We start from the raw sequence: 17,669 nt of genomic DNA, 5'->3' as shown, positions 1-17,669 counted from the left end.
CTCACTTGAGGAGCTTGGACATCCTTCTGTCGGCGAGCGGCTTGCCGCCCGTCTGGCACGTGGGGCAGTACTGCAAGGAGGAGTCGGCGAAGGAGACTTCGCGCACGGTGTCACCGCAGACCTCGCATTTCTGCCCGGTCCGGCCGTGCACCCGGAGCCCCGACTTCTTCTCCGACTTCAGGTCCTTGGCTGCCAGCCCGCGCGAACGCTCCACCGCGTCGCGCAGCGTGGTGACGATCGCCTCGTACAGGTCGGCGATCTGCGCGTCGGTCAGCGAGGAGGCGATCTTGAAGGGCGACATCCGCGCCACGTGCAGGACCTCGTCGGAATAGGCGTTGCCTATCCCCGCGATCACCTTCTGGTCGCGTAGCAGCCCCTTGATCTGCGTGCGGTTGCCGCCGACGATCGCCTTCAGCGTCTCCGCCGTGAAGCCGGGCGAGAGTGGATCGGGCCCGAGCGCCGCGATGCCCGGAACGGTGGCCGGATCGTCGGTCACATAGACGGCCAGCCGTTTCTGGGTGCCCGCCTCGGTCAGCTCGAAGCCGGGCGCGGCGCCGTCGTCATCGGGCGCGAACCGCACTCGGACGGCCAGCGGCCCCTTGCCCGGCCGCACCGGCCTGGCCCCCGTGAGGTCTTCCCGCCAGCGCAGCCAGCCGCCCCTGGCCAGGTGGAAGATCAGGTGCACGCCGTCGCAGTCGAGGTCGAGGAACTTGCCGTGCCTGGCCACCTTGGTCACGGTCAGCCCGCCGAGCGCGGTCGGCGGCGGGTCGAAGGTCTTCAACGCCTGGAAGGCCACCACGTCGACACCGGCGATCGCGCGGCCCACCGCGTGCTCGCGAAGGAACTCCGCGAGCGACTCCACCTCGGGCAGCTCTGGCATGCCACCACACTACGTCAGCGACCGCCTCAGGAGATGTCGGGAACGTCCCAGAAGGCCAGCTCATGGGCCATGCCACGACGGAAGGCCGCCTTCGCCCGCTCCGGGTCGGGCGCGGCCTCGTCGATCATCTCGCCGATCCGCCCGGCCAGCGCCGCGAACCCCGGATCGGCGTAGGTGTCCACCCACGCGCGGTAGCGCGGCTCGGACGGCGGCGCCTCGGCGAGCATCGCGCCAAGCGTGGAATATCCCCACATGCACGGATAAAGCGCAGCCAGCCCCACCCCGTAGTCACCCGCCGAATCCAGCAGGAACTCGGTGTAGGCCGCACACGTCGGCCCCTTCCGCGCCCCGTTGAGGTCCGCGCCGAACCCCGCCGACAGCGACCGGTGCAGATTCAGCTCCTCATGCCAGGTGGCGTGGGCCAGATCTACGAGGTCGCCGAGGTGGGCGTCGGGGGCCTGCCAGGCCAGCCTGCTGAACACGCGCACATAGTCGAGCAGGAACAGGTAGTCCTGCTCCAGCCAGGACCGGAACACCCGCTCCGGCAGATCACCCCTGGCGATCCCGGCGACGGTGGGATGGGCGAGCTGCTCGGCGAGCAGCGGACGTCCGATGGCGTGCAGTTCCTCCGACAGGCGCATGTCCGCAGCCTCCCAGAAGATCGTCCCCCAGGCCCCGCCGGTTCCCGCCGTCGCGGCCCCGTACCCGCGAAGTAGTGTCGAGGCATGTTCGTCACCATCGCCGAAGAGCTCCTCCTGCTGGCCTACCGCGAAGCCGACGGCAAACCCCTGGTCTCCTCCACCGAGCTCGACGCGGGGGTGGGCGGCGCCCTGCTCGCCGAACTGGCCCTCTCCGGACGTCTCGACCTGGGCGACAAGAAGATCACGGCCGCCGACCCGGCGCCGACCGGCGACCCCGAACTCGACGACGCGCTGGCCCTGATCGCCGCGCGGGACCGTCCGCAGAAGCCCGAGTGGTGGATCAACCGGCTGCGCCCCCACGACCGGCGCAAGCGCCTGCTGGGCCGCCTGGCCGAGCGCGGGGCGCTCACCGAGGAGAAGATCAAGATCCTCGGTCTCTTCCCGGCCACCCGCTACCCCGAGCGCGACCCCGGCATGGAGACCGAGATCCGCGACCGCCTCTGGAGCACCCTCACCGGCGCCGACCCCGACGAACGCACCGCCGTACTGATCGCCATCCTGCGCGCCTGCAAACTCGACCGGAAGGTCTTCCCCGAGGCCGACAAGAAGCGCGTCAAGGAAATCGCCGAGGGCGACTGGGCAGGCACCGCCGTGGCCCGCACCATCGCCAGCATCAACGCCGCCGTAGCGGCAGGCGTAGCCGCCGCCGCAGCCGCCACCGCCGCCAGCGCAAGCTGACCCCAGCGGTCCCTCCCGGGCCCCAAGGGACGGCGAGCAGAGGTATACCCATCGGCACGTGAGGTGAGAACGAGCCCGCCCGAGCCGCCGGCGACGGCAATGCCGAGAAGGGCACCACCGACGCGTGGTGCGGCACCCACCACCGGCGCGGCGGGCAGAGCCGTCCCTCATTGCCGCGTGCCGAGGTGCGCACCGGCGGCGTGGGTGGCGTGGTCCCGTTGGGGGATTCTCAGAGGGGGCTGACCCTGGCGTCGCTCGATGTGGGGCGCGGGGCGGTGCTGAAGGCGCGGTCGGCGAAGTAGGCCAGGGTGCGGGCCTGGGTTCGTCCGTCGCCTGCCCGACTGATCAGCAGGTCGGTCACGCCCCGCTGACCACCGTCATGCTCGACGGCCTCAAGACCACCTGACCACCAACGGGTCCGGGGCCGGCGCGGGCCTGGGCTGCTCGGTTCGAGGTCTGATCGCCGCCGGTGAAGACCTGCCCAGCAGGGAGATGATGGTGCGATGAGCACAACGGATTCAGTGAAGCGGCAGGTGGGCGAACCGCGAGCAGATGAGCGGACGCCGCCGGACGCTTGGACGGTAATGGAGGGGTTCTACGCGGCCGAGGTCGCATATGTGGCCGCCGGCGGTTTCGGCACGGCGAACTATGACGACGTCGCCGCCTATCTGGATCCAGAGGTGATCTTGTATCAGGCTCCCGGACTGCCCTTCACCGGCACCGGAACATGGCACGGCCATGACGGCATGGAGCGATTCCTGGCCCGCTTCAGTGAGGTCTGGGAGTCGATGGAGTTCTTGGGACAGGAGCACTGGGGCGACCAGGACACCGTGCTCGTGCGAAACCGAGTGCGCTTTCGCGCCCGCGCCACCGGCCGCGAGGTCGAGACGCTGATCCTGCAGCACATCACCGTCAAGGACGGCCGCATGCTCGAATGCCGCCCGTTCTATTGGAACCCTCAGGCCATCACCGACGCCTGTCGGCCAGGCGACGCCGGCAGGTGACCCGGACAGCGGGTTCAAGGGCCGGCCGGGACGTACAGTAAGCGATCACCATCCGGTGGCCGTCGACCGAGTGTGGTTTCCTGGGCCGAGCTTCGCCTGACGCTTGCCTCCTCGCCCCCTCAGTCTCGTGGCCCGTGCACGGCAGCATTGCACAGGTCGGCCACTCCGGCCGCGCCAAATTTCCACCACTCCGCAGGGGGCAGCCCTCACCCGGAGGCGGGGTCGCGTCCCGTGAGGGGCTGTGGGGGTGGGGGGTGGGTAACGGTCAGACGGCACCGGCACGGGCGGTCACCCCGGGAAGGGGCCTTCAAGGAGGGGCCCTTCTAGCCGGTGCCGTAACGGCGAGGAGCGACCACGCCTGAGAAGCGCTCGGGCACCGGGCCGTCACCACGCACGGGGGGCGGATGGCAGTGGGCTTGCCGTACGACGGGCGGCAGGACGGTCGTACGCACCTGCTGTATGTGGGCGGCGGGCCATATGGCGTGCACGGGCGGCGAGGCCGAGGGCGAACGTCGGGCGGAGCCCGACCCGAGAAGGAACGGCCGAGCGGAGCGAGGACCATGAGGCGCGCGGAGCGCGGTCCTCCCGGGAAGAGCGCGGGAGCGGCCCTCGCTCGGCAGGGTGCGGTGGGGTTAGCTCTTGAGGAGGACGTCCTTGGGGACGGGCTTGTCTTCGCGCAGGGCCTGGAAGAGCCGGAGGGCCTTGGCGCGGTCCCATTGGATGACGGAGCCGACGCCCGGCAGGGTCGGGGTGGAACCGACCGGGACGCTGGTGGTGATGGGGCCGTCGCCCATGGCCAGGCCGAGGCCGAGGAGGTCGAAGGCGCCGGTGCCGCCGTCCACGAGGACGGAGTCGGTGGCGCTGGAGGCCAGCGGAAGCGAGGTGAAGGGGTTGAGCAGCACGCCGGGGCTGGCGGCCTTCTTGACGACCGCGCCGAAGAGCTGGCGCTGGCGCTGGGTGCGGTCGAGGTCGGGCAGGGCACCGGTGGCGCGGGTGCGGACGTAGCCGAGGGCGGTGCCGCCGTCGAGGGTCTGCACGCCCTTCTTCAGGTTGATTCCGGCCTTCGGGTCTCTGATGTCCTGCTTGACGTTGATCTCGACGCCGCCGATGGCGTCGACGATGCCGACGAACCCGGCGAAGCCGATCTCCATGTAGTTGTCGATGCGGATGTCGGTGACCTGCTCGACGGTGCGGACCAGGAGTTTGCCGCTGCCGAAGGCGTAGGCGGCGTTGAGCTTGTTGCGGCCCTTGCCGGGGATCGGCACGTAGGAGTCGCGCGGGAGGCTGACCAGGGTGGGACGGTCGCCGCCGGCGGGGATGTGCAGCAGCATCATGGTGTCGGTGCGCTGCCCGGCGGCCCGGCCGGTGGCGAGTTTCCTGCGCTGTTCGGCGGTGAGGCCCTTGCGGCTGTCGGAGCCGACCAGCAGCCAGTTCTCGCCGGGGGTGTCGGCGGGACGGCCCTCATAGTCGTCGAGGACGCCCTCGATCGCCACCAGCCGCCCGTTGATCCAGAAGTATCCGGCGACGGAGCCGACCAGCAGCAGCACGAGCAGGGTCGCGAGGACCATCAGGATGATCCGCAGCGGACGCCGTTTACCGCCGCCGCTGCGGCTGCGGCCGCGCGTGCCGCCGCCGCCGGGGTCTTCCGGCGGCGGGTCGCCGCCGCGGCCGGCGCGCAGCGGGCGCATGGGGCTGCTGCCGGCGCGTTCCCGGCCGTAGACGCGGCCGGAGCGCTGCCCGGAGGAGCCTGCGCGTTGCTCTGAGGCTTGCGAGAAGGCGCCGCCGGCAGCGGCGGGCTGGGGGGACACCTGTGTGGGGTCGGCCGGCCCGCTCTGGGCCGGGTAGGCGGGTTGCGGGCCCCGTCCGGGCTCGTGCGGCCGCCCGGGCTCGGGCGAGCGCATGACCCGCGTGCGGTCGTCGTCGGGTCTCTGCCCGCGGTCCGGCCACTCAGCCACGTGTCGATCTCCGCCCGTCGTCCTACTTCGATGGTCGCCACTTCGACGCTACGCCCCGGTCACCCGCGGCGCTGCGGCGTCGTCAAGGTTTTCCCATGAAAAAGTACTTATACGGCGATGATCGCGCCAATCGGAGCCGGGACCGCTAGGTGGAAACATCCATACCCTGCCCGTTCGTTACCTTTGACGACGACTGATGACCCGTGACCGCGAGTGACCACTAGCGATCACGGCACCAAGCGAGAGGACGACCGTGTCCAGTCCGGACCCGTGGAGTACCGGCCCGTGCATACGCACGGGCTCCACTGATCACACCCCCCATGCGAGGCACCGGCGGTGAGCATCGCGCTGGGCCTCATCGCCCTTGTACTTCTCACTGTGGCGACCGGCTATTTCGTCGCCCAGGAGTTCGCCTTCGTCGCCGCCGACCGGGCCGCCCTGCGCGAGCAGGCGGAGTCGGGCGACGCGGCCGCGGGCCGCGCCCTGAAGGTGACCGAACGGCTTTCGTTCATGTTGTCCGGCGCGCAGCTCGGCATCACGGTGACCGCGCTGCTGGTCAGCTTCCTGGCCGAGCCCGCCGTGGCGGACGCGGTGCGTCCGATGCTGGAGTCGTGGGACCTGCCGCCCGCCGCCGTGACCGGTATCGCGGTCGCGATCGGCGTCGTGGTCGCGACCATCGTGCAGATGGTGCTCGGTGAGCTCGCCCCGAAGAACCTCGGCATCGCCCGGCCGGAGCCGGTGGCGAAGTTCCTCGCCCGCTCCACGCTGGTCTATCTGGCCGTGGCCGGGCCGGTGATCCGGCTGTTCGACTCGTCGGCCACGCGGCTGCTGCGCAGCGTCGGGGTCGAGCCGATCGAAGAGGTCGAGCACGGCGCGACGCCGGAGGAGCTTTCCCGGATCATCTCGGAGTCCGGCGCCTCGGGCGAGCTGCCCCCGCGCCTGTCCGAGCTGCTGGAGCGCGCCCTGGAGTTCGGCGACCACATCGCCGAGGACGTGATGGTGCCGCGCCCCCGTGTGGTGCTGCTGCGCGCCGAACGGCCGGTCTCGGACCTGCTGGAGGCGCTGCGCACGTCCGGCCATTCCCGTTACCCGGTGCTCGACCACGATGACGTGCTGGGCGTGACGGGCGTGCGGGAGGTCCTGGCGGTCGGGCCGGACGAGGACGTGACCATCGGGCGGATCACTCAGCCCGCGCTGCTGATCCCGGCGTCGCTGCCGCTGCCCGCCGTCCTGGACCGGATGCGCGCGGCGCGTGACGACATGGCGTGCGTGATCGACGAGTACGGCGGCCTCGCCGGCGTCGTCACCGTCGAGGACCTGGCCGAGGAGCTGGTGGGCGAGCTGATCGACGAGAACGATCCCGCCCCGCCCGGCCCCGTGCGGCGTGCCGACGGCGCCTGGGACGTCCCCGGCACCCTCCGCCTGGACGAGGTCGAACGCGCCACCGGGCTGGCGCTGCCCGAGAGCGACGAGTACGAGACGGTCGCGGGCCTGGTGCTCGCCCGGCTCGGCCGCATGTCGGAGCAGGGTGACAGCACCGTGGTCACGCTCACCCCGGACAGCGACCCGCTCGCCGAGGACGCGGCCGCCGAGCAGCACGCCGAGCTGCGGGTGCTGTCGGTGCACCGCCGCGTACCCGAGTGGGTGCGGCTGACGCCCGCCGTCCAGACCGACTCCGCGGGGGCGCGCCGATGAGCGTCATACCCGCGATGCTGCTGGGAGTGCTGCTCCTGGCGGGGAACGCGTTCTTCGTGGCGGCCGAGTTCGCCTTCGTGTCCGCGCGCCGGCACCGGCTGGAGCAGATCGCCACCGGCGGCGGGAAGATGATGCGCGTCGCGGCCCGCGCGGCGGCCAGGGGCGGGCGGCAGCTCTCCCTGATGCTGGCGGCGGCTCAGCTCGGCATCACGCTGTGCACGCTGGGGCTGGGCATGGTCACCGAGCCGGCGATCCACCACGCCCTGGAGCCGCTGTTCGCGGCCGCGGGACTGCCGGACTCGCTGCGGGTGGCGGTGTCGTTCGGCCTCGCGCTGGTGCTGATCACGTTCCTGCACATGGTGGTGGGCGAGATGGCGCCGAAGTCGTGGGCGCTGACGCACCCGGAGACGGCCGTGCTGACCCTGGCCCTGCCGTTCCGTGGGTTCACCTGGCTGGTCCGCCCGGTCATCGGGCTCCTGAACGGGTTCACGAACGTGGTGCTGCGGATGTTCGGCGTGCGGCCGCGCGACGAGCTGGCCAGCACCCGCACGCCGCACCAGCTCGCGATGCTGGTGGGCGAGTCGGGGCGGATGGGGCTGCTGGACCGGGCCGAGCACGACCTGCTCACCCGGGCGCTGCGGGTGCAGCAGCAGCCGATCGCCCGGCTGGCCCGGCCGATCGCGGAGGCGACCGCCGTCCCGGCGGGGGCGGACGACGAGCGGGTGCGCGACGTGGCGGCGCGCAGCGGCCACGTGCGGCTGCTGGTGAACTCCGGCGCCCCGGACGCCGTGCTGGGCGTGCTGCACGTCCGCGACACGCTGACCACGCCCGGCCGCAGGGCCGGCGACCTGGCTCGCCCGGTGCCGAGGGTGGAGCAGTCGGCGACGATCCCCGAGGCCCTGACCGTGCTGCAGGAGGCTCACGCGCACCTGGGGCTCGTGACGGACGCCGAGGGCCGCGTGATCGGCATGGTCAGCCTCACGGACCTGCTGAGGGAGCTGCTGGACACCTCGGCCGTCCCCTCCCGCTGAGAGGGCGCTCAGGCGACGCCGGGAGGGGAATCGCCGCCGTCTCGTGTCACGATGCGGACGTTTCTCTCCTGGCGTAACGAACCAGCCGTAACCTCGAAGTTCCCTGTGAACATTGAACCCTTTTCCACCAGGTTCCCCAGCCGTCCTGACGGGCAGTGCCTGGTGGAAAAAGGCTCAATGCAAGCGTTCCGAAAGCGAGCCACAAGCAGGCGAGGTAGAAAAGTCTTAACAGCCGCAAGCCTCCCCCACCGCCCCAGGCCCGTCGTCCGGGGCCTTCACCCCTGGGGGGAGACCGACCATCCCCATCGAGTTCGGCCAGCCCCGACACGTGAACGGCCCAGTGAATGACAGCGCGCACCAAGCCCGACGGCGGCACCCCCCACCGCCGCGCGGGTTCACACCCCGGTCAGACGGGCCTTCGGCCGCGTCGGGGCCCGGGATGCCATATGCCAATGGCCGCTGCCGGAAGGCGAGCGGCCATGCGAGGAAAGACGACCTCTACCGAAGAACAGGAGAGGGAGGAGAAGAAGGGAATCCGGTCTCCGGAGAGCCGGAGCCTCTTCCGAGTGGGCGAGGAGGGATTTGAACCCTCACGTCCTTTCGGACACACGGACCTGAACCGTGCGCGTCTGCCGTTCCGCCACCCGCCCTTGTGGGTGCTGAGAAACAGTAGCACGGAACCGATGGTGCCACTGAACCCGGATACGATCCCTCTAGACGCGAGCGGAGAAGCCGGATGCCGGCCAACGGGCATCTGAGCCGCCGCGACCACACGCACGGAAGAAGGGAGGTACCCGGTGGGAGTCCTTCAGCGCTTCGAGCGACGGCTCGAGGGATTGGTTGAGGGAGCCTTTGCGCGGGCGTTCAAGTCCGACCTTCAGCCGGTCGAGGTCGCCAGCGCGGTTCAGCGGGAGATGGACGAGCGGGCAGCGATCGTCGCCCAGGGACGCACTCTCGTACCCAACGACTTCGTCGTCGAGCTCTCGGTCACCGACAGCGAGCGTCTGGAGGTTTATGCCGACAGCATCGGCCACGAGCTCGCCAACCTCGCCAGGGAGTACGCCAAGGAACAGGGCTACTCCTTCGTCGGTCCGGTCCGGGTCCGTTTCGAGACCGCCGAGGATCTGGCGGTCGGCCTGTTCCGCATCCGCTCCGGGGTGATCCGGGGCGCGACCGTGGAACAGGACGAGATCCGGCGCCCGGTGAGCGACCTCCCACCGGCGCGTTCGCACGCCTTCGCCGGCCGTCCGAGGCTGCTGGTGTCCACCCAGGACGACCCGCAGGGACAGCGTTCCTTCGAGCTGACCACACCGGTGACGCTGCTCGGCCGCGGCACCGACTGCGACCTGAGGCTCGTGGATCCGGGGGTGTCCCGGCACCACGCCGAGCTGCGGGTCGAAGGCCAGCAGGTCGTGCTCGTCGATCTAGGCTCCACCAACGGCACCTTCGTCAATGGCCAGCCGGTTCGCCGGGTCGAGCTCCAGAACGGCACTCGCGTGACGCTGGGGCGTACGACTCTGGTGTTCCGGCGCGATTAGGGGTAGACAAACGGTCCATGTCCGAGCTCACGCTGCTGCTGATCCGGCTCGCGTTTCTCGCGGTGCTGTGGTTCTTTGTGATCGCCGCGGTCGGCGTGATCCGGACAGACCTGTTCGGCCCACGTACGGCTACGGCGCCAAAGGCGGCGAAGGCGGCCAAGCCGCACAAGCCGGCCGCCAAACCCAGGAAGGGGGAGCCACGGCAGATGGTCGTCACAGGTGGCCCGCTGCAGGGCACCACCATTACGCTCTCTGAGACGCCGATCACCATCGGCAGGGCGAACGACGCCACGCTGGTGCTGAGCGACGACTACGCTTCCAGCCGGCATGCCCGCCTCTTCCCCCAGGACGGTCAGTGGATCGTGGAAGATCTCGGTTCCACCAACGGCACATATCTCGACCGCTCCAAAGTCACCCGTCCGACTCCGGTGCCGCTCGGTGTTCCGATCCGCATCGGCAAGACCGTCATTGAATTGCGCAAATGACCATCGCACTCCGCTACGCCGCCCGCTCGGACGTCGGCCTCCTCCGCGAAGGTAACGAGGACTCGGCCTACGCCAGCGCCCGCCTGCTCGCCGTCGCCGACGGCATGGGCGGGCACGCTCACGGCGAGGTGGCCAGCTCGGTCGCCATCGCCGCCATGGCCGCCCTCGAAAAAGACACACACGGGGGCGATCTGCTCAGCGCCATCGAGGCCGCGGTACGCGACGCGAATCGCAAACTGCACGAGATGGTCGGCCGGGATCCCAGCCTGAAGGGCATGGGCACCACGCTCACCGCGATGCTCTGGAACGGCACCCAGGTCGCCCTCGTGCACGTCGGCGACTCACGTGCCTACCTGCTGAGACGTGGTGAGCTCTACCAGATCACCCACGACCACACCCTGGTGCAGTCGCTGGTCGACGACGGCCGGATCACGCCGGAGGAGGCCGCCACGCACCCGCAGCGGTCCATCCTGCTGCGGGCGCTCGACGGCAGCGGCGAGGTCGATCCCGACCTGACGCTGCGCGAGGCGCAGGTCGACGACCGCTACCTGCTCTGCTCCGACGGCCTGTCGGGGGTGGTCAGCGCCGAGACCATGCACAACACGCTGACCACGGTCGACGAGCCGGAAGAGGTCGTCAGGGCGCTGATCGACCTCGCCAACCGCGGCGGCGGCCCCGACAACATCACCTGTGTCATCGCCGACGTCATCGAGGTCGAGGACGACGGGGTGCCGCCGGGCGAGGCGGCCGTCGTGGGGGCCGCGGGCGCGACCCGCATGCAGGTCGCCACCCAGCCGCACGAGGTCCAGGAGGGGCGCGCGACGATCACCGCCCCGCAGCCGGTCATCACCGACGAAGACCTGGAAATGCCGATGGCGGCGGCGCGCCCGGTGCGCAGGAAGCGGGTCTGGCCGTTGCTCGCCGGCGTGTTCACGGTGGCCGCCGTCCTCGTTCTGGGCGGCGGCTATTTCGGCTGGCGCTGGACCCAGGACCAGTTCTTCGTCGGCGCCAACGGAGACCAGATCGTGGTCTTCCGCGGCGTCGACGCCGAGCTGGGCCCGCTCCAGTTCTTCGAGGTGGCCAAGAGCACCGGGCAGCGGGTGTCCACGCTCGACGCGTTCCAGCAGGGCCAGATCCGCAACGGCATACCGGTCACCAGCCTCGATGAGGGCATTCGCAAGGTCGAGGAGCTGCGCGGCCCTGCGGAGAAGTCGCAGGGCGAAGACGGCACGGCCAGTCCCAACCCCCAATCCACGAGGTCTCCCTAGTTGATTTCGGTGCATCGAGCGGCGACCGGAGCGCGGCCGTGGTAGCGACCACGGGCGCCGTCCCCATGCCCGCCAAGCGACGCGGGGCGCAGCTCGCCATGCTCGCCTTCGCCGTCGCGGTCGTGATGGGCGCCTACGCCAGCGTGGGATTGGCCATCGACGGCACCATCCCGGCAGGCATGCTGACCTACGGCCTGGGCCTCGGCGGCCTGGTGCTGGCCGCCTATCTGGTGCTGGCCAAGTTCGCCCCATGGGCCGACCCGCTGATCCTCCCGCTGGTCACCCTGGTCAACGGCATCGGCCTGGTGATGATCTACCGGATCGAGACGGCCGGGGAGGACCTGGCCTCCTCGAACACCCAGCTCTTCTGGACCGCCGTCGGCATCGTCATGTTCTCCGTCACGCTGATCGTGCTGCGCGACCATCGCGCGCTGCAGCGGATGACCTACACCGCAGGCTTCGTCGGGCTCGCCCTGCTCGTCTCGCCGCTGGTCCCCGGCCTGGGCCAGACCATCAACGGCGCCCGCATCTGGATCACCCTGGGCTTCGCCAACCTGCAGCCCTCCGAGTTCGCCAAGCTCGCGCTGGTGGTCTTCTTCGCCGGTTACCTGGTGGCCAAGCGCGACGTGCTGGCCCTGGCGGGCCGCCGTCTGCTGTTCATCGACCTGCCGCGCGCCCGCGACCTCGGCCCCGTGCTCATCACCTGGGGCGTGAGCCTCGGCGTGCTCGTCCTGCAGCGCGACCTCGGGTCCTCGCTGCTGCTGTTCGGCACGTTCATCGCGATGCTTTACATCGCCACCCAGCGCACCTCGTGGGTGCTGATCGGCATCCTGCTCTTCGTCGGCGGCGCCATCCTGGCCGGGCTCGTCTTCGACCACGTCGCCGACCGTTTCACGGTCTACCTCAACCCGGAGGACCCCAAGCTCTTCGACAAGGTGGGCGGCTCCGGCCAGCTCATGGAGGGGCTGTTCGCGCTGGGCACGGGCGGGGTGCTGGGCACCGGGCTCGGGCAGGGCCACCCGTATCTGATCCCGCTGTCGTTCTCCGACTTCATCTTCGCCGCGACCGGTGAGGAACTGGGCCTCACCGGGCTGATGGCGCTGCTCATGGTCTACGCGCTGATCGTGCAGCGCGGCCTGCGGACCTCGATCGCGGCCCGCGACCCGTTCTCCAAGCTGCTGGCGGGCGGCCTGTCGTTCATCCTCGCCTGGCAGGTCTTCATCATCGTCGGCGGCGTCACCAACCTGATCCCGCTGACCGGCCTGGTCACTCCGTTCATGTCGCAGGGCGGCTCGGCCCTGCTGGCCAACTGGATCCTCATCGCGCTGCTCGTACGCATGTCCGACTCCGCCCGAAGGCCGCCGCCCCAGGCGATCCAGGACGAAGGGATGACGCAGGTGTTTCAGCGATGAACGGGCCGCTCAAGCGCGCGGCACTGGCCTGCCTGCTGATGTTCGGCCTGCTCATGGCCAATATCAACTACCTGCAGGCGGTCCGCGCGGAGGGCCTGCGCGACGACGCGCGCAACAAGCGCAACTTCTACGCCCGCTACGACGTCGAGCGGGGGCGCATCACCGCGGGCCGGGAGGTGCTCGCCGAGTCGGTGGAGAAGGAGGGACAGTTCCGCTTCGTTCGGAACTATCCCAAGGGCCCGCTCTACGCCCACATCACCGGCTACTTCTCGCCGGAGAGCCAGTCGGCCATCGAGTCCGCCCGCAACTCGCTGCTCGACGGCAGCGACCCGTCGCTGCTGATCCGGCGCAGCATCGACCTGTTCACCAACAAGGCGTCCAAGGGCGCCAACGTCGATCTCACGATCCTGCCCAAGGCCCAGGAGGCCGCCTACAACGCGCTGCGCCAGAGCGGCAAGCGCGGCGCGGTCGTGGCGCTCGACCCGGAGACCGGCGCGATCCTGGCCATGGTCTCGCTGCCCACCTTCGACCCCAACGAGCTGTCCGGCGTCGACAAGGGGGCGGTCTTCAAGCGTTACGACGAGCTGGACAAGGCCAAGAACCGGCCGCTGATCAACCGCGCCATCGGCGAGACCTATCCGCCGGGCTCCACGTTCAAGGTGCTCACCGCCGCCGCCTTCCTGGAAGACGACAGCAGCCGCAACGCCTCCACGATGGTCGACGCCCCGCAACGGCTCGACCTGCCGAACACCACCGCCGACCTGCCCAACTACGGCGGCGCGGCGTGCGGCGCGGGCCGGGTGACCCTGGTGTTCGCGCTCGAACGCTCCTGCAACACCCCGTTCGGCAAGATCGGCATCGACCTGGGCTACGAGAAGATGAAGGACCAGGCGACCAAGTTCGGCATCGGCGGCGAGCGGCTGACCGTCCCGATGGGCGTGGCCGAGAGCAGCATCGGCCCCGAGGAGGACGCCGCGGCGCTGGCCCAGGCGTCCATCGGGCAGCGCAGCGTGCAGATGACGCCGCTGGAGATGGCCCTGATCGCGGCCGGGATCGCCAACGACGGCAAGGTGATGAAGCCGTATCTGGTGAACCGGATCGCCGACGCCGAGGGCGGCGAGGTGGAGAACGCCGACCCCGACGAGCTGTCCACGGCGATGAGCTCGGAGACCGCCGCCAAGCTGCGGGAGATGATGGTCAGCGTGGTCCGTCAGGGCACGGCCACCGCGGCGCAGATCCCGGGCGTCGAGGTCGGCGGCAAGACCGGCACCGCCGAGACGGCGGAGGGCCAGGCCCCGCACGCCTGGTTCATCTCCTTCGCCCCCGCCCAGAAGCCGAAGGTGGCCGTGGCCGTGCTGGTCGAGTCCGGCAGCGCGGGCACCGACGCCTCCGGTGGTCACACCGCGGCCCCGATCGCCAAGTCGGTCATGGAGGCGGTGCTCGGGCGATGAGCTCGCGAGGGCCCACGCTGGGCAATCGCTACCTCCTGGTGGGCCGGATCGCCACCGGGGGGATGGGCGAGGTCTGGCGGGCCCGCGACGAGCTGCTCGGCCGTGAGGTCGCGGTCAAGCTGCTGCGCCAGCACGTCGCCGCCGACCCGGCGTTCCGGCAGCGGTTCCGCACGGAGGCGCGGATCACCGCCGGGCTGTCCGACCCCGGCATCGCCCAGGTCTACGACTATGGCGAGCACGCCGACGTCGCGTATCTGGTGATGGAGCTGGTCCACGGCGAGCCGCTGGCCTCGATCCTGTCCCGTAACAACCGGCTGAGCCCCGACGTCACCCTCGACGTGATCCACCAGTCGGCGCGGGCGCTGTCCACGGCCCACGCCTCGGGGATCATCCACCGCGACATCAAGCCGGGCAACCTGCTGGTCACGCCGGCCGGAGTGATCAAGATCACCGACTTCGGGATCGCGCGGGCGCTGGAGGCCGCGCCGGTGACCCAGACCGGCACCGTGCTCGGCACCGCCCAGTACGTGAGCCCCGAGCAGGCGTCGGGGGCGACCCTCACCCCGTCCACCGACCTGTATTCACTCGGCGTGGTGGCTTACGAGTGCCTGGCCGGGCGCCCGCCGTTCGTCGCGGACACGCACGTGGGGATCGCGCTCCAGCACCTCAACGACCCGCCGCCGCCGCTGCCCGAGGACGTCCCGGCGCCGGTGCGCGCGCTGGTGCTGGCCATGCTGGCCAAGGACCCGGGCAGTAGGCCGGCCGGCACCGGCGAGGTCGCGGACCGCGCCTACGCCCTGCGCGAGTCGCTGACCTCCTCCACGGGCGGCGCCGACCTGGGCAACCTCACCGACCCCTCCGGCTACCGGGTACGGCGGAGCGCCGACTCCGGGGCCACGTTCGTCGAACGCGGCACCCCCGGCGAGCCCGGCCTCTACGACCCCACGCGCATCCCCGGGATGCCGACCCCGGTGACCGGGGTCCCGGTCTCGTCCGGGCAGAGCACCACGCCGTCGGCCGGGTCGCCGCCCGATCCGGTGCCCGACACGCCGGAGGCCCCCGCCGGGCGGCCGGTGCGCCGCCGTCGCCGCCGCACCACGGTGCTGGTCGCCACTGCCGGCTGCGCCGCCGTGGTCGGGCTGGGCGGCCTGGCCCTCTCGCAGCTTCCCCCGCAGTCCCCGCAGCAGCCCATGGGCGGCAACGAGGAGCCGACCCCGTTGGTGGAGACCACCGAGCCGACGAAGTCCAAACCCTCCAACAGGACACGGCCCGCGACACGGACGCGTACCAACGCGCCCCCGGTAAAGTCGTCGCGGCCGACACCCTCGGTGTCGGTTAGCGTAAGCTCGTCGGCCACGCCCACGCGCAGGCCGACTCCCAAGCCCACACCGACCCCCACCCCGACGCCAACGCCGACAGAGACCCCCACACCTACGATGACGCCGACGGACACCCCCGATCCGGGTGACACCAACCCGCAGAACGGGCAGACGTAATGCGATACGGGGTCGATGATGGACACCGACGGCCTGTTGGCGCGCCGGCACCCGATGATGAACGGTAAGGGACAGTGCAGGAAATGACTCAGCCTCGGCTACTCGGTGGTCGCTATGAGCTCGACGGGATCGTCGGGCGCGGCGGCATGGCCGAGGTGTACCGCGCCAGGGACATCCGACTGGACCGTGTAGTCGCGATCAAGACCCTCCGCTCGGACCTCGCCAGGGACCACACGTTCCAGGCCAGGTTCCGCCGTGAGGCGCAGTCGGCCGCGTCGCTGAACCACCCGTCGATCATCGCGGTCTACGACACCGGCGAGGACATGATGGACGGCACGCCGGTGCCGTACATCGTGATGGAGTACGTCGACGGGCGGACGCTGCGCGACCTGCTCCGCGCCGACCGGCGGCTGCTCCCCGAGCGGGCCGGCGAGCTGGTGGACGGCATCCTGCGGGCCCTCGACTACAGCCACCGCGGCGGCATCGTGCACCGCGACATCAAGCCCGCCAACGTGATGATCACCCGGGCGGGCGACGTCAAGGTGATGGACTTCGGCATCGCCAGGGCGATGGCCGACGGCGCCTCCACCATGACCCAGACCGCCCAGGTGATCGGCACCGCCCAGTACCTCTCGCCGGAGCAGGCCAGGGGCGAGCGGGTCGACGCCCGCAGCGACGTCTACTCCACCGGCTGTGTGCTGTACGAGCTACTGACCGGGCAGCCGCCGTTCACCGGCGACTCTCCGGTGGCGATCGCCTACCAGCACGTCAGGGAGGAGCCGATCCCGCCGTCGCAGATCGACCGTGAGATCCCCATGTGGGCAGACACGATCGTGCTCAAGGCGATGGCCAAGGACCCCGCGCACCGCTACCAGAGCGCCGGTGAGATGCGGGCCGAGCTCCAGCGGGCCATGTCCGGGATGCCGGTCGACGCCCCGCAGCAGACGATGGCGATCAGCGCCGGCGACTACGGCGGCCGCACCATGGTCGCCCCGGGCGCGGGCGGCCCGGCGACGCAGCGCACCGGCGCCATCCCCGACTACGAGTACGGCGAGGAGACCCGCGGAGGCGGGCGCAGGCGGGCGGCCCCCAAGGGCAACACCGCGCTGCGCACCACCCTGTGGATCCTGGTGCCACTGCTGATCATCGGCGCGTTCATCGGGGTCGGCTGGCTCTATCTCAGTTCGCCGAGCGACACCCCCGCCGCCACGACGGTCACGATCCCCGACGTCTCCTCCCAGGAGGCCGCCGCCGCCACCAAGGAGCTGACCGAGGCGGGGCTGAAGGTCGTCAAGGTGACGGAGAACAGCGACGAGTTCGACGAGGGCCAGGTGATCGGCACCGACCCGCCCGCGGGGAGCCAGGTGGCCACGCAGAGCGAGGTGAAGCTCAAGGTCTCCAAGGGCGTCGAGAAGGTCAAGGTGCCCGACGTGGTCAACCAGTCCCTCGAAGACGCCAAGACGGCGCTGGAGAAGGCGGGCTTCAACACCACCGTGACGGCCAAGGCCGTCAACCGCGCGCCGGACAAGGTCTACCAGACCGATCCGAAGGCCGGTGAGTCCGTGGAGAAGGGCTCGACGGTCAAGCTCTTCGTGCCGATGGATCGCATCGAGGTGCCCGACCTGGCCGGATACACCCTGGCGGAGGCCAAGCGGGCGCTCACCCAGGCCGGCTTCCAGGTCAAGACGGTCGAGCAGCCCAGCGCCGACGTCCCCGCGGGCAATGTGATCAGCACCAGCCCGCCCGCCGGGAGCAAGCTCAACCCGAAGACGACGGTCACGATCCTGGTCTCCACGGGCCCCGAGCAGCCGCAGCAGCCCACCGAGGAGCCCACGGACGACGACGTCCCGCCGACCGACTTCCCGACCGTGGAGCCGACGGACGGCGAGCCCTTCCCCGAGCAGGACGACCCGCAGGGCGACTTCTGACGGCGCGAGGGCCCGCTCCCACCGGGGAGCGGGCCCTCGTTCGTTTTGGGGGCGACAGCGGTCGCCTGGGAGAAACAAGCCTGGGAGAACAGAAGAAGGCCCCCGCCGCTCGGGGGCAACGGCGGGGGCCTCACTGGTTAGTCGTTC

At 70.6% G+C, this 17,669-nt stretch carries 15 protein-coding genes and 1 tRNA gene; 11 read left to right on the top strand and 5 right to left on the bottom strand.

What is annotated here, in order from left to right; all coding sequences use genetic code 11:
• Position 1: 1 nt before the first annotated feature.
• Entirely contained in the window at positions 2 to 880 is an 879-nt protein-coding gene (locus P3X83_RS10280; protein WP_277304698.1) for a DNA-formamidopyrimidine glycosylase family protein, read from the bottom strand.
• Between the two features lie 26 nt (positions 881 to 906).
• Positions 907 to 1,521, bottom strand: coding sequence for a transcriptional regulator (locus tag P3X83_RS10275; protein WP_277304697.1), 615 nt, complete (start codon positions 1,519 to 1,521; stop codon positions 907 to 909).
• Positions 1,522 to 1,605: 84 nt separating this feature from the next.
• Between P3X83_RS10275 and P3X83_RS10270 the strand changes: the two genes are divergently transcribed.
• Positions 1,606 to 2,259 (top strand): GPP34 family phosphoprotein, encoded by a 654-nt coding sequence (locus P3X83_RS10270; RefSeq protein ID WP_277304696.1) that lies wholly within the window; start codon positions 1,606 to 1,608, stop codon positions 2,257 to 2,259.
• A gap of 229 nt (positions 2,260 to 2,488) precedes the next feature.
• Here the strand turns inward: P3X83_RS10270 and P3X83_RS10265 are convergent, their stop codons facing one another.
• Positions 2,489 to 2,620 (bottom strand): hypothetical protein, encoded by a 132-nt coding sequence (locus P3X83_RS10265; RefSeq protein ID WP_277304695.1) that lies wholly within the window; start codon positions 2,618 to 2,620, stop codon positions 2,489 to 2,491.
• A 142-nt stretch (positions 2,621 to 2,762) separates the two neighbouring features.
• Between P3X83_RS10265 and P3X83_RS10260 the strand changes: the two genes are divergently transcribed.
• Positions 2,763 to 3,263 (top strand): nuclear transport factor 2 family protein, encoded by a 501-nt coding sequence (locus tag P3X83_RS10260; protein WP_277304694.1) that lies wholly within the window; start codon positions 2,763 to 2,765, stop codon positions 3,261 to 3,263.
• Positions 3,264 to 3,895: 632 nt separating this feature from the next.
• Here the strand turns inward: P3X83_RS10260 and P3X83_RS10255 are convergent.
• Positions 3,896 to 5,218 (bottom strand): LCP family protein, encoded by a 1,323-nt coding sequence (locus P3X83_RS10255; protein ID WP_277304693.1) that lies wholly within the window; start codon positions 5,216 to 5,218, stop codon positions 3,896 to 3,898.
• A 336-nt stretch (positions 5,219 to 5,554) separates the two neighbouring features.
• Here P3X83_RS10255 and P3X83_RS10250 point away from each other — a divergent pair, with 336 nt between their 5' ends.
• Both P3X83_RS10250 and P3X83_RS10245 read left to right on the top strand, forming a co-directional pair.
• The gene (locus P3X83_RS10250; RefSeq protein ID WP_277304692.1) at positions 5,555 to 6,913 is read left to right on the top strand and encodes a hemolysin family protein; all 1,359 of its coding nucleotides are present in this window, start codon (positions 5,555 to 5,557) and stop codon (positions 6,911 to 6,913) included.
• Positions 6,910 to 7,944: a hemolysin family protein gene (locus P3X83_RS10245; protein ID WP_277304691.1), complete on the top strand. Its 1,035-nt coding sequence runs from the start codon at positions 6,910 to 6,912 to the stop codon at positions 7,942 to 7,944. Before P3X83_RS10250 ends, P3X83_RS10245 begins: the two co-directional genes overlap by 4 nt.
• A gap of 567 nt (positions 7,945 to 8,511) precedes the next feature.
• On the opposite strand, the gene P3X83_RS10240 is transcribed toward P3X83_RS10245, so the two are convergent.
• A tRNA-Leu gene (locus P3X83_RS10240) sits at positions 8,512 to 8,594 on the bottom strand.
• Positions 8,595 to 8,741: 147 nt separating this feature from the next.
• Here P3X83_RS10240 and P3X83_RS10235 point away from each other — a divergent pair.
• The 7 genes from P3X83_RS10235 to pknB all read left to right on the top strand — a co-directional run bounded on the left by P3X83_RS10235 (position 8,742) and on the right by pknB (position 17,522).
• The gene (locus tag P3X83_RS10235; RefSeq protein ID WP_277304690.1) at positions 8,742 to 9,482 is read left to right on the top strand and encodes a DUF3662 and FHA domain-containing protein; all 741 of its coding nucleotides are present in this window, start codon (positions 8,742 to 8,744) and stop codon (positions 9,480 to 9,482) included.
• Between the two features lie 17 nt (positions 9,483 to 9,499).
• Positions 9,500 to 9,967 carry an FHA domain-containing protein gene (locus P3X83_RS10230; RefSeq protein ID WP_277304689.1) on the top strand — a complete coding sequence of 156 codons (468 nt, stop codon included), beginning with the start codon at positions 9,500 to 9,502 and terminating at the stop codon, positions 9,965 to 9,967.
• Entirely contained in the window at positions 9,964 to 11,235 is a 1,272-nt protein-coding gene (locus P3X83_RS10225; RefSeq protein ID WP_277304688.1) for a Stp1/IreP family PP2C-type Ser/Thr phosphatase, read from the top strand. The genes P3X83_RS10230 and P3X83_RS10225 overlap by 4 nt, the downstream gene beginning before the upstream one ends.
• A gap of 65 nt (positions 11,236 to 11,300) precedes the next feature.
• A complete protein-coding gene (locus P3X83_RS10220) occupies positions 11,301 to 12,647 on the top strand; it encodes an FtsW/RodA/SpoVE family cell cycle protein (RefSeq protein ID WP_277304846.1) in 1,347 nt (448 codons plus the stop codon).
• Positions 12,644 to 14,098, top strand: coding sequence for a penicillin-binding transpeptidase domain-containing protein (locus P3X83_RS10215; protein WP_277304687.1), 1,455 nt, complete (start codon positions 12,644 to 12,646; stop codon positions 14,096 to 14,098). The genes P3X83_RS10220 and P3X83_RS10215 overlap by 4 nt, the downstream gene beginning before the upstream one ends.
• The gene (locus P3X83_RS10210; protein ID WP_277304686.1) at positions 14,095 to 15,594 is read left to right on the top strand and encodes a serine/threonine-protein kinase; all 1,500 of its coding nucleotides are present in this window, start codon (positions 14,095 to 14,097) and stop codon (positions 15,592 to 15,594) included. The genes P3X83_RS10215 and P3X83_RS10210 overlap by 4 nt, the downstream gene beginning before the upstream one ends.
• 83 nt (positions 15,595 to 15,677) lie before the next feature.
• Positions 15,678 to 17,522 carry a Stk1 family PASTA domain-containing Ser/Thr kinase gene (gene pknB, locus P3X83_RS10205; RefSeq protein ID WP_277304685.1) on the top strand — a complete coding sequence of 615 codons (1,845 nt, stop codon included), beginning with the start codon at positions 15,678 to 15,680 and terminating at the stop codon, positions 17,520 to 17,522.
• Positions 17,523 to 17,669: the final 147 nt, after the last annotated feature.

Source organism: Spongiactinospora sp. TRM90649, from assembly GCF_029382225.1.
Taxonomy (GTDB): domain Bacteria; phylum Actinomycetota; class Actinomycetes; order Streptosporangiales; family Streptosporangiaceae; genus Spongiactinospora.
The sequence above is the reverse complement of the archived record's forward strand: the minus strand, read 5'-3'. Positions and strand labels throughout refer to the sequence as shown.

Bases quoted from the DNA above. Each gene is read 5' to 3' on its own strand.
- P3X83_RS10210 (WP_277304686.1), top strand. From the start codon at position 14,095: ATGAGCTCGCGAGGGCCCACGCTGGGCAATCGCTACCTCCTGGTGGGC.
- P3X83_RS10275 (WP_277304697.1), bottom strand. From the start codon at position 1,521: ATGCGCCTGTCGGAGGAACTGCACGCCATCGGACGTCCGCTGCTCGCC.
- P3X83_RS10230 (WP_277304689.1), top strand. From the start codon at position 9,500: ATGTCCGAGCTCACGCTGCTGCTGATCCGGCTCGCGTTTCTCGCGGTG.
- P3X83_RS10225 (WP_277304688.1), top strand. From the start codon at position 9,964: ATGACCATCGCACTCCGCTACGCCGCCCGCTCGGACGTCGGCCTCCTC.
- pknB (WP_277304685.1), top strand. From the start codon at position 15,678: ATGACTCAGCCTCGGCTACTCGGTGGTCGCTATGAGCTCGACGGGATC.
- P3X83_RS10215 (WP_277304687.1), top strand. From the start codon at position 12,644: ATGAACGGGCCGCTCAAGCGCGCGGCACTGGCCTGCCTGCTGATGTTC.
- P3X83_RS10260 (WP_277304694.1), top strand. From the start codon at position 2,763: ATGAGCACAACGGATTCAGTGAAGCGGCAGGTGGGCGAACCGCGAGCA.
- P3X83_RS10220 (WP_277304846.1), top strand. From the start codon at position 11,301: ATGCCCGCCAAGCGACGCGGGGCGCAGCTCGCCATGCTCGCCTTCGCC.
- P3X83_RS10245 (WP_277304691.1), top strand. From the start codon at position 6,910: ATGAGCGTCATACCCGCGATGCTGCTGGGAGTGCTGCTCCTGGCGGGG.
- P3X83_RS10280 (WP_277304698.1), bottom strand. From the start codon at position 880: ATGCCAGAGCTGCCCGAGGTGGAGTCGCTCGCGGAGTTCCTTCGCGAG.
- P3X83_RS10270 (WP_277304696.1), top strand. From the start codon at position 1,606: ATGTTCGTCACCATCGCCGAAGAGCTCCTCCTGCTGGCCTACCGCGAA.